We start from the raw sequence: 10,672 nt of genomic DNA on the forward strand, positions 1-10,672 counted from the left end.
CCGCGAGTTCATCAGGGCCCAAACCGAAACCGCGTAGGTGTCCGGTCAAATGGGGGCAAGTTCATGGACCTTGTTGAGCCGCGACAGAGCGGAACAGATCACTTGACTTGTCGTCCGCAACAAATCGTTCACCAAAATAATGCGCTTCTCGGCCGGGCCAATGAAGAGCGGTCGATAAGTGCCCCCCAAAAAATCTACTGTGCGCATTCAGCAAACAGTTGATCCCGGTCATTGTCGGGACTCGAAAAAGGTGTCGATCCTAAGAGTTAGTCTTGAAGGCCGTGATCCTCGAAGGAAGAGACGAAATGAATGGCACTGAGACGGCGGATCTTTATGTGGGCTTCATTGCACCTTTGTTGCCCTTTTCCTTTCTCGCAGTTCTGACGCTTGTCGCACTTCCGGCAGCAGCGTTCCTCGGCTTTCATATTGGACGGGTTACGCTTAGCCGTAGACAAGTTGACGGTGTTTTGCCTGAGCAGGCGCCTGGAGCCACCTCTCTCGGCGCAATGTTGGCGCTCCTAGGACTGCTGCTCGGCTTTGCGTTCAGTTCGGCGCTTGGATGGCGCGAGGCGAGGCAGATAGCGCTCGTCAACGAGGCGGCGGCGATTAGCACGGCCTTTCTGACAGCAAACCTTGTCGAGGATCCGGGGCGCAGCGATCTTCAGTCCCAGTTGCTCGCCTATGCGAATACACGCATCGCGAGCCGTGCGGATATCGGATCAATGGAAGCCTGGAACGCCTTTCTGGAGCGGACCCTGGAAGCACAGGCGAAAGTCTGGCCAGCGACGATGCAAGCCATCGGAGGAACAACATCCGATCCGATCCGGGCGGCAGTCGTGCGCAGCGTGACCGACATGCTCGACGCTCATACATATCGTGTCGCCGCGGCAGCCGAACAGATCCCGCCACCGGCCAAGTTGATGATCTTTCTGGCCTCCGTCGTCGCGATCTTTGTCGTCGGCAACCGGACGGCAATGCAGGGCAAGACGCTGACTTGGCATGTCTTCGCCTTTGCGGGGCTGCTCTCGGTCGTCATGATCGTGATCTTCGATCTTGATAGAGCGCTGGAAGGCACGATGAGGGTGAACCCTGACACAATGAACCAGACCATCCGTGAGATGGAAGCCGCCCTCGCAGCCTCTGACGACTGAAGTGGTTTCTATCGCCCTTGGCGAAGTGCCGCGCGAAACAGGAGATACGGCAAGGACCGAAAGCAGGGCGGATGCTGTGGAGGGCGTCGTTCCGGCGACGGTTCGGGCCAGCCCTTCCCTGGTTTGGACCAACCGGGGAACTCGGGCCGGCGCGGCGTTTTCCTGTGCAATCCTCACATTTTCCGGTCACCGCGAAGCATCCCAATCTCTTTCATGTACGGGTCAAGGCACGTAGCGCTCGGGCTTGGGAAATTGGATGCTTTCTAGGAAATCAGCCACGGCGATCAGGCGGGCCGGTATGAGCGTGACAATCCCGTTTCCGGTATCGAATTCGACCATCGGACCTGCGCTGAGTTCCGAAATCACGGGCATGTCTTGGCGTGGGTTGGTACTCTTGGTGTAGCCATCGATGATCGACATGACCTCGAGCATTGGCCAGATACCGCCGCGGCGAGCGGCGATCCTCGTCAGGTCCGCTGGGTGCGTTTTCAGGCTGGCGGCCGCGGGGCCGCCGCCCTTGCCATCAACGCCGTGGCATCTCGCGCAGTGCGCTGCAAAGATCGCCTCTCCTCCCGAGGAGGTACCGTCCGCATTCGACTGGAAAGCGCACCCCAAGGCCAAGACCACGGTCGGAAACAGTAGTTGCCGCATGTTCAGGCGTCCTATTCCGCAGGCTCTGCCGCCGGGAAGGTCCAGCTTCCGTCGAGGATTTCCTCACGGGGTTGGTACATCCGGACGGCATAGTTCCAGCCCGGCGTTACGGGGATGCAGTTCACGCGCCCATCGCCGCAACCTCCGAAATGAATCGTGAAGGAGCCGTCGTCGTTCGGTACGGCGGAATAGTTGTTGTAGCTGTTCACACCGAGGTCGTTCTCCTTGAGATAGCCCTCTGCATTGTAGACGGTGACCGACCAGAAAGCGTCCACGGGCACGTCTTTGGCATTGATCAAATATGGCGTCTCGCCATCGTTCTGCTCAACGCTGGCGAGGATATAGGTGGCCGCTGTCCTCGGCAGGCCGCCCCATCCCGACAGAGCGCCGATCAAGCGCGCGACGGGCTCCGTTTCCTCCCTGCGGCCGAAGGCATGGGTCGACTCGAACCCGAGGGATGCAAGATCGTTGATCGCCCGGCGCGCCATCGCGAGCTTGTCGAGATCCCAGCGGGGGGCGTCGAACGGGCCGGCTCCGCCTCCGCTGATCGCGATTGCGTCCTGCGCGGCATGGGCAGCCTCTATATCGGCGGGATCGGTGACGTCGGCAAACGTTCGAAAAGTGATCGAAGCGAAGCGCGTGCCCACATCCTCTTCCGTCAGCGTATAGGTTCCCGGCTGCGCCTCGACGAACATGTCGTGGTCCTGATTGACCACGTGCATCGACTGGTAGCGCCCGCCGATTTCGGGCAGCGTGATCTCTACCGGTTCTGACAGATCCACAGTGATCTGAGAATAGAGCGTATCCTGGTTCATCCGTATGACCGGCTGATTGTCGGGCGTCGTCGGTTCCCGAAAATGACCCAGTTCTCCAACGTCCATACCGTTTGCTGCCATCGCGGAGCGGAACATGTGGTCCGATTCCGCCCGGATCAGGTTATCGAGATTGACGTCCTGCGCGGCGGCGAGAGAGGGCACGAGCAGACCAATTGCTATGAGTTTCCGTATCATCACTTGTCCTTTCACTTTGCCGGCTCGGCGGTCGGGAAGGTCCAGCTTCCATCGAGGATTTCTGCTCTGGGCTGGTACAGCCGGACGTTGTAGTTCCAGCCATCCATGATCGGCAGACAGTTGACGCGACCGTCGTCGCAACCGCCGAGATGAACCGTCATCGAACCGTCGTCGTTGCGGGTGCCGGTCACACTGTTGATGTTGTAGGCGCCAAGCGCGTTCGGCTCGAAGAACCCTTCAGCGTTGTAAAGGCTGATGGACCAAAACGCGTCGACCGGAACGTCGGCAGGCACCTCGATCTTGTATTCGCCAATCGGGAGACCCGGCTCGACGTTGAGGTAGTAGGCCTCCTCCTCAGGTAGCCCACCCCAACCGACGGCCGTACCGAGGAAGTGCCGCACGGGCTCCACCGCCTCCCGGCGTCCGAACGTGTGAGTGCTGTCGGGCGCGTAGCGGCCGATCTCGATTGTGGCCCGGAGCAGTCCTTGGAAACTTTCCTCGTCGTAGTCCGGCGGGATGAAGGGCGCCGCGGACGCTGCTTCCAGCGTCATCAGGTCCTGGAGTGCGTTCACCTCGGCCACGTCGTCCGGGTCGGCCGCGTCGACGAGCGTGCGCATGAAGACTATGACGTAGGGCGTGTCAAAGGTCTCCATGTCGAGAGTGTAGGTGCCGCCGCCGTGAAACACCTCGTTGATGAAATGGTCCTGATTGATGACCATCGCAGACATGTAGCGATCGCCTGCATCTGGCAGCGTCAGGGTCGCGCCTTCGCTGATGTCGATGACAGCAACGCTATAGAGCGTGTCTCGGTTCATCCGGATCGTCGGCTGGTTTTCCACTGGCGTCGGATCACGGAAATGGAAGAAGCGGTTCACGCCGCCCGCGAGCGAGACATACTTGTCGAGCTCGATATCCGTTGCCGCCCTTATGAAATTGTCGATGGTGACCGGGACTTCCCGAGCCTCGAGGAGCGCCCGCAAGCTGTCCGATGCGCTCTGCCCGATTGCCGAATCTGCAGAAAATGTTGCACCGGCAACGGCGATGACAGCCGCTATGATTTGCGATCTGGACATTTTCCCCTCCCATTCATTGCTTCACTTTCGTCAGCCATCTGACCCTGATGGTTGGTGCCGGTTCCGGAGCGGGACCGGCACTTGACTGTACGCCGCGCCCATCCTTCGCTTTCTTCCGCCTCAGCGCATGAGGTCCGAGACGATCCCAAGTGCCTCGAGGACAACGGCGGTATCGCGGACAACGCGATAGACTTCGTTGTCGTAGCGCGCATAGCCCTCCCCGGGCCTCAGCGGCGGAAGGCGCCAATCGTCGTAGTCCGTGATCCAGACGTAATCACGGGGAAGGATCTCTCCATGGCGGTAGATCTTCTTGTACTGTCCCGGGGGCATGCCGCCGGGCTTCTTGGCGAGCCCCGGTGGCGTACCGGCGACCTTTCCGGGCGGCACCTTGTAGATCTTGTTCGGTTTGTTGTTGTCGGCCAGTCCCGGCGCCGCGGACGCAGCCAAGGCGATGGCAGAAACAAGCATCAGAGCGCCTTTTGCAGTCATGATCGTCCTCCTTTTCGAACCTGAACTTCCAGATATCCGAGGTGATATCGCGACCGGAGGAAGCTCAGGTTGCTCTGCCTTCATGAATTGTTGGGACGTCGGCACGAGGTATTACCCGGCGCCCCAACCTCTCTGAACATCAGGTGGCATTGTGCCACCCGACCCAGAAATCCCCTTGTGTTCTCGTTGTATTACCCACTGGCTGCCGCGATCCTTCAAAGGGTTCAGTCCAGAGCATCCTTGACTGCCGTGTCGACGGCTCCGGCGAGCAGCGTATTCGGATCCGCCTCGCAGGCTTCTTCGAGCGCCGCGACGAACTCGTCCTTGAGGCCGTTACGCTCCGCTTCGTCCGGGATTTCCGCTTCGACATCGATTTCCCGGTTGAAGAGCGATACCGCCGCCATCAGGCGCACGATCTCGGCAACCTGGTCCTCGTCCTCGCCATAATTGGCGAGCACGCTCTCGCAGCTGTGGTGCATGTAGGGCATGGCCTCATCCAGGATGCGGTCCATTTCCTCGTCGGCAAAGGCAGTGCCACCGAATGCGACTGCAAGGCCGGCAATGATTACAGATAGCCTTGAAGATGGAGTCATTTCGGGTCTCCCCAGTCTCTTCGTTCCAAACAGTTCCCGCGGATCTGGGGGCATCACTTGGTGTATCCGGCGATCGCGCCAACGACGGCCCCCGCGGAGGCGCCCTTTTTACCGCCGACCAGATACCCGACACCCGTTCCGACGAGGGCGCCTGTCATGGTGTTATGCGCGCGTTTGCGGTCGGCATCTGCCGGACCGGACAGCGCCAGGCCCGCCAAGGCAGCCACCGCGAAAATCGCAACAATTTTCCCAAGAAAACTTGCCATTTTCACACTCCCTTTGTTGTGCGTTCAATCGGTCTTTCGGTGCGGTCAGGACGCCGGCGTCACCCATATTGGTGATGTGTAGGCGCGTTCCTGGTGTGTTGGCTCGATCGCCTCCGGAAGGTTGATGCCGAAGAACACGGCGTCATATGTCGTCCACCGGGGCGTCGGAATTTCGAGAACGCGCACGTAGTAAAATGCGCGCTGCGCCGGATCGAATTCCGGGTCCTGCCAGAATGCGTCGAGGTAGGGGGCGCCAATTGCGTTCGTGAAGGTGGCGGTCGAGACATCGACGGTGTTGCCGACATCGCCTTCGCACGCGCCATCGACAATCGCGCGACCATCCGAGCAGGCCACGTCGTAGACGCGCTCCTGCGTCTCGCCATTGGCATCGAGCCAGCCTTTTACCACCTGTACACGGTCGAGGTTGGCCGCGTCCGGATCGCGCAGGGCACGGATCATGAGCTTGGGAGCCACTGTCAGTCCGGACAGATCGCCGCCCATCGGCACGCCGTTCGCATAGGCATAGGCGGCGAAGTCGGAGCGTTCGAGGTCCTCCGCGGCGAAATCGGCCCCGGCAAAGACCCGAACCCGCAGACGCGTTCCCGTCGTCGCAAAGACCTCCTTGCGGGCGAATGCGTCCCAGATCGCCTCTCGCGTATTCTCGCGCGACCAGACGGCGGCAAGGCCAGAGGCAAGGCCCTCGGCGTGAAGGATATCGTCCGATGGATCGTCCGGTGTGAACCTGCCCGTGATCTGTTCGTCGAAGCGGACCGGGTCATTGGTCGGCTCGACCATCGAGACCTTGCCGAAGTAGTTGTCCTCGGTCGTGGTCGCGAGCGCCGTATGCGAATCCGTCGATCCGACCATGCCAAACTTGAATGGGTTGGTCCCAAGGGACTCCGCATAGGCCAGCCCGCGCTTCAGAGCTTCGCGCGCATATTCGCGCGGCAGCATCTCGGGCGTCTTGAGTTCCGGCCCAAAGCTGCCCTTGTCCCATGTCCCGTAGTCGGCAAAGGCGTCATCGGGTGACAGCATTGGATGCGCTTCGCCATCACCCTTTATCTGGGTGACTTCGTAGACTGGCTCCCACCGCATCCGGCGCTCGGCATAAGCTACATCGAGGGGCGCACCGGAAAGAGTCTTGTCGTCGAACATCAGGCCATTCGAAAGGTTCCCATTATGAGGGATCGACAGCACCCTCCCGCCCGTCAGGCCCTCATAGGTCTCCATCCAGTCCCAGAGATCCTCCGGGTCTTCGCTGTCATAGGCGCTGAAGGGCACGACTTGATCGGCAGCTTCCTTGTCGTCCCGCATCATCACCACGCGGTGGAGGTTGTTCCCGGACGGCCCGGCTGTCCATTCGTACCCGATCAGGGCAGAAAAGGCGCCGGGATCATTATGCTGTTCGGCAGCATCGGTCAGCCTGTGCCACATCGTTTCCTGCAAAGACGTATCCGCGAGAGGATCGCCTGCTTCCCCGCCCATGGAAAAGGCATCGCCCCAGTACACATACGCCTGGGCGACCGCTTCGTGTGTTCTTGGTGCGAAAATGTCAAACAGGCCCTTGCCCCAATCGGTCGCCAGAACCTCGGCATCCTCTTCGTCCAAAGCGATATACAACCCAAGGTTTTCCGCGTGGTCCGCGACGACGAGGAAGTCGAGCGGGCGTTGTAGTCGCGCCTTGATGCCGTGCGATGAGGTAACCGTTTCGCCCTTGGCAAATCGAAACGCATCGTCGGGCGTTCGAGTGGCGCCGGCGAGGCCAGCATCCGCAGAAAACGCCGTATGAAGGTGTGTATCCCCAAAGAAGACCTGGTTGGGATAGTCGTGGCTGATATAGGGCGAGTACTCCGCGTCCGGATCGGGTGCCATGCCCACCAACTCCTGTGCCGCCACCGTCTGGCAGACAAACAAGGCTGTTCCCGATAGCAAGAGCGCTTTGATTGTGATGCGTGACACTTCCAGATCCTCCCTGTTTTCGGCACACCTCCTGTCAGATGAGCGCGAATTGCCGTTCAAATCGGTGGGTGTGGTCGGAAAGGGCCAGGCGCGTATCATGCGGCCCGGAACTTCCCCATAGCCGATCCCAACCGAAGAAGGGTGCCAATCTGTTGGGGCAAGTGCCTTTGGCAGAACCACGACAATCGTGGGCACAGCGCAAACTTGGCAAGCCCTTCGGATGATTGATTCATATCACAGACAGGCTGATCACTTTGCGACAAACTGCTTGCCATGACGGTTCCGCTCTATAACTCCCGGGCGTGGAGGCCCGTTGTTGACGCCACCGACAGGCTGATGTCCGCTCGGGTCGTCGAGCGCGCGCTCCGGTCCATCGGGTTGAGCCGAACGATCATCGAAGGGTCGCCAGTTTTTTTTCCGTATGCCCTGCAGGCCGCCTTCGCGGAAAGCGTCGCGCGTCAGACGGGCGAACGACATTTTGCGCCGCGCGTGACGGCCGAACACGGCTATGAGAAAGTGGAGTTCTACGGGCAGTACGTTCTCGGCGCACCGCGTCTGGACACGGCTTTTTCCCGGGGTATGCGCGCACTCAGGCTCGTGCAGTCGGGGTCTTCTGCATCCCTGCGAGATGCAGGCGAGTTCGTGATCCTGCAATACGATTCTGGCATCAGTTCCGTTGTTGGGGCCCGTCATGTCGATGAGGGGTCACTCATGCTCATCGTCGATCTCATACGACACTTTGCCGGACAGGATTGGCGGCCTGAGTGGATCGAGTTGCCCGCGGCATGCTCCAACGACACGATCCTCGAAACCATCTTTGGAGCGCCAATCCGATGGGGCGCCAATCTTCCGGGTATCGCTCTTCGAAAGGATATTCTACAGGCGCCCAATCCGCACCCACGGGAAGCGAAGACCGCGACATTGTACAGCGATGTGAAGGCAAATCTCCGGGCCCGCCCGCCGGAGAAAATGGCAGATCTTGTGAAGAACATATTGGTTCTGCTTGTCGTTGGGGGAGACGTTTCGGAAGACGCTGTCGCTGCGCAGCTTGGTCTTGGCACGCGCACCCTGCAGAGACGCCTTTCCTCGGAAGGCAGCAGTTTCCGCAACGTCCTTGCATCCTTCCAGGCGGAACGGGCTTCCGCTCTACTCCTGGAAACGGACCATTCAATCCGGGAAGTTGCCTCGGCGTTGGGCTATCGAGAGGTGAACAGCTTCCGGCGGGCTTTTCGGAACTGGACGGGCAAAACACCGACCGAATACGCCGCCGCGAAACCCGTTGGTCTGTTAGCTTGATCTCTGCTTTGCAAGCGTTGGTGCAATCCAGTTCGATAGCCGCGGTTCAATTCCCGATGCCCGGGATACCGAAGCGCGTAGGCTGCTCAATATCTCTGCATCGAGCGTCAGCGCTTTGCAATTCGTAGTCGGGAACGACGTACCGATAAGTCGCTGCCTCGATGTCTGCATTTTCAGTTGTGGCCTCCTAAGATCGCGGCTGCAGCGAACGTCCGGAGCCCGCCCTCCGTGAAGAATGCCGCGGCTGCGAACGGCGCTGGTGGACAACAATCGTGAACGGCAGAAGGGCGCGGACAGCTGCCGCACGCCTCGGTTTCCTGTTTGATTCCAACGTTCCTGAAAGCCGACTTGAAAGCCTATCTTTGGCAGCCGACTCTGGGTTGGCGCTGAGGATGGGAGTGGCGGATCTGAGGAAACGTCATGGAAAATGTAAACCTTCCTGTTGTACGAGCTCGCCGACAACCGTGGAACAAGGGGCGAATTGTCGGTCAGAAGCGACCGCTGCTACCCAAGCACGTTTGGGCCATCCGGGTACGACTGGAACTCGCCGAGCGACATCGTGACCTGGCCCTCTTCAATCTTGCCATCGACAGCAAACTGCGAGGGTGCGACCTCGTGAAGCTCAAGGTCGCAGATGTCTACGCTGCCGGGCTGGTCAAGGAGCGCGCTTCGGTCATCCAGAGCAAGACCGACAAGCCAGTTCGGTTCGAGATTTCGGAAGGGACGCGCAGATCGATCTCGCAGTGGGTCACGGATCCCTTGATGATCGGGTCGGAATTCCTGTGGCCGGGCCGCTTCCACGAGCGGCTGCATATCTCAACCCGCCAGTATGCGCGCCTGGTCCGAGAATGGGTCCAGTCGATCGGCCTGGACCCCACTTCGTACGGAACGCATTCGATGCGTCGTACCAAGGTTGCGCAGATCTACCGCAAGACTGGTAACCTGAGAGCGGTGCAACTCCTCTTGGGACACACGAAGATGGATAGCACTGTCCGATATCTCGGTGTCGATTTGGAAGATGCACTCTCAATCGCCGAGTCCGTCGAGCTCTGACGAATTGGGCCGATCTACCCGATCGGCCCACCATTTCACGAAGCTTTCAGAGTCCGTTTAGCCGACCAACCGGACCTTGGCTAGGGTCAAGAAATTCCGCTCCTCGTGGGCGCGGCAAACTTGAGTACGGGCCGTGACGAGGCCTTCTACTCAGGAGCAAGCCTTCCATGCCGCGATGATAATTGCCGCCGTTCAGGCGATCAAGGAATCGGGCTTTTCCGCGCCGCCGCAAGGCGGCATCGAGACCTTGTGGCGAGACAGCTTCCCAGCCAACAGGAATGCGTCACTGACGCGCCGGCGCGATGAATGGCTACCCTTAAACAATCTAAAAAAATAAGGGGTTTTTGTTGATCACTTTGACTGCGGTCAAAGCAGAAAACGCGCCTAAGCGGTATAATATAACACTGGGGCGCGCCGAGAAGCCGACGAGAGGAGGAGAGATGTCGTACCCGTACACATACCAGACAGACTTCTATAACACCTTGGTTCGAGAGATCGGTGTCAGCACGGGTGACTACGATGACGACGGTCTCACCGATGTTGTCGTCGGCAACTACTCCCAGAACTCGGTGACGGTTTGGGAGTATGACCCGAGCGTCGGCGGACTTGTTGCACAAACCACGTATTCGGGGTTCGTAAGCAACATCCACGACGCAACTCTTGCCGACATCGATGAGGATGGGATTGCAGACATAATCGCGAGCACGCGGGGCTATAGTCTACATGCGCAGCTCTCTTCGACCGGTACCAAGCCTGTTCTCGACGGAGCCTATTCCTGGCAAGTGATCGCCGAGGACTTTGACGGCGACGGCCATATCGATCTTTTCAGCGGGATCGATGGCGGATTCTCGAATATGCTATACGGGAATGGAGATGGTACGTTCACTTTCGGGCCTGAACCTGCTCAGGTTGTACCTGGCAGCCGTGGCGTTGGTTACAACGCCGTTGACCTTAATGCCGACGGTCTGCTCGATCTCATCGGCTTCCAAACCGCCGGGGGTGTAACGAAACTTGCCGCGTATCTGAACCAAAGTGTGCCGGGCACTCCGGCGTGGTCGGGGAACATCGCGGCCGCCACTCCAAGTATCGGGCGCACGGAACCCACCGCAGGGCCGTCCGCCGGGGACATGA

The 10,672-nt window shown here is 59.6% G+C and carries 11 protein-coding genes (1 of these 11 cut by a window edge); 4 read left to right on the plus strand and 7 right to left on the minus strand.

What is annotated here, in order from left to right; all coding sequences use genetic code 11:
• The first annotated feature begins 281 nt into the window (after positions 1-281).
• A complete protein-coding gene (locus tag ACFQ2S_RS00010) occupies positions 282-1,151 on the plus strand; it encodes a bestrophin-like domain (protein ID WP_449369407.1) in 870 nt (289 codons plus the stop codon).
• A 222-nt stretch (positions 1,152-1,373) separates the two neighbouring features.
• Here the strand turns inward: ACFQ2S_RS00010 and ACFQ2S_RS00015 are convergent, their stop codons facing one another.
• From ACFQ2S_RS00015 to ACFQ2S_RS00045, 7 genes are all read right to left on the minus strand, one after another.
• Positions 1,374-1,802, minus strand: a complete 429-nt coding sequence (locus ACFQ2S_RS00015; protein ID WP_386071672.1) for a cytochrome c — start codon at positions 1,800-1,802, stop codon at positions 1,374-1,376.
• Between the two features lie 11 nt (positions 1,803-1,813).
• A complete protein-coding gene (locus ACFQ2S_RS00020) occupies positions 1,814-2,812 on the minus strand; it encodes a DUF1214 domain-containing protein (protein WP_386071674.1) in 999 nt (332 codons plus the stop codon).
• A gap of 11 nt (positions 2,813-2,823) precedes the next feature.
• Positions 2,824-3,885, minus strand: a complete 1,062-nt coding sequence (locus ACFQ2S_RS00025; protein ID WP_386071675.1) for a DUF1214 domain-containing protein — start codon at positions 3,883-3,885, stop codon at positions 2,824-2,826.
• A 120-nt stretch (positions 3,886-4,005) separates the two neighbouring features.
• Positions 4,006-4,374, minus strand: coding sequence for a hypothetical protein (locus ACFQ2S_RS00030; protein WP_386071677.1), 369 nt, complete (start codon positions 4,372-4,374; stop codon positions 4,006-4,008).
• A 224-nt stretch (positions 4,375-4,598) separates the two neighbouring features.
• Positions 4,599-4,967 carry a hypothetical protein gene (locus ACFQ2S_RS00035; RefSeq protein ID WP_386071679.1) on the minus strand — a complete coding sequence of 123 codons (369 nt, stop codon included), beginning with the start codon at positions 4,965-4,967 and terminating at the stop codon, positions 4,599-4,601.
• A gap of 53 nt (positions 4,968-5,020) precedes the next feature.
• Complete coding sequence (locus ACFQ2S_RS00040; RefSeq protein WP_386071681.1) at positions 5,021-5,233, minus strand: hypothetical protein; 213 nt, start codon at positions 5,231-5,233, stop codon at positions 5,021-5,023.
• A gap of 45 nt (positions 5,234-5,278) precedes the next feature.
• Positions 5,279-7,291: a DUF3604 domain-containing protein gene (locus ACFQ2S_RS00045; protein ID WP_386071682.1), complete on the minus strand. Its 2,013-nt coding sequence runs from the start codon at positions 7,289-7,291 to the stop codon at positions 5,279-5,281.
• 174 nt (positions 7,292-7,465) lie between these two features.
• Between ACFQ2S_RS00045 and ACFQ2S_RS00050 the strand changes: the two genes are divergently transcribed.
• The 3 genes from ACFQ2S_RS00050 to ACFQ2S_RS00060 all read left to right on the plus strand — a co-directional run.
• A complete protein-coding gene (locus ACFQ2S_RS00050; protein ID WP_386071684.1) occupies positions 7,466-8,488 on the plus strand; it encodes a helix-turn-helix domain-containing protein in 1,023 nt (340 codons plus the stop codon).
• A 420-nt stretch (positions 8,489-8,908) separates the two neighbouring features.
• The gene (locus tag ACFQ2S_RS00055; RefSeq protein ID WP_386071686.1) at positions 8,909-9,541 is read left to right on the plus strand and encodes a tyrosine-type recombinase/integrase; all 633 of its coding nucleotides are present in this window, start codon (positions 8,909-8,911) and stop codon (positions 9,539-9,541) included.
• 440 nt (positions 9,542-9,981) lie between these two features.
• A protein-coding gene (locus ACFQ2S_RS00060; RefSeq protein ID WP_386071688.1) for an FG-GAP-like repeat-containing protein crosses the window boundary here: on the plus strand, positions 9,982-10,672 show its start. It continues 1,064 nt past the right edge of the window; only the first 691 of its 1,755 coding nucleotides appear in the window; the start codon lies at positions 9,982-9,984; the stop codon falls past the right edge of the window.

Origin of the sequence: Tropicimonas aquimaris (assembly GCF_042676185.1) — a bacterium.
GTDB classification, from domain to species: domain Bacteria; phylum Pseudomonadota; class Alphaproteobacteria; order Rhodobacterales; family Rhodobacteraceae; genus Tropicimonas; species Tropicimonas aquimaris.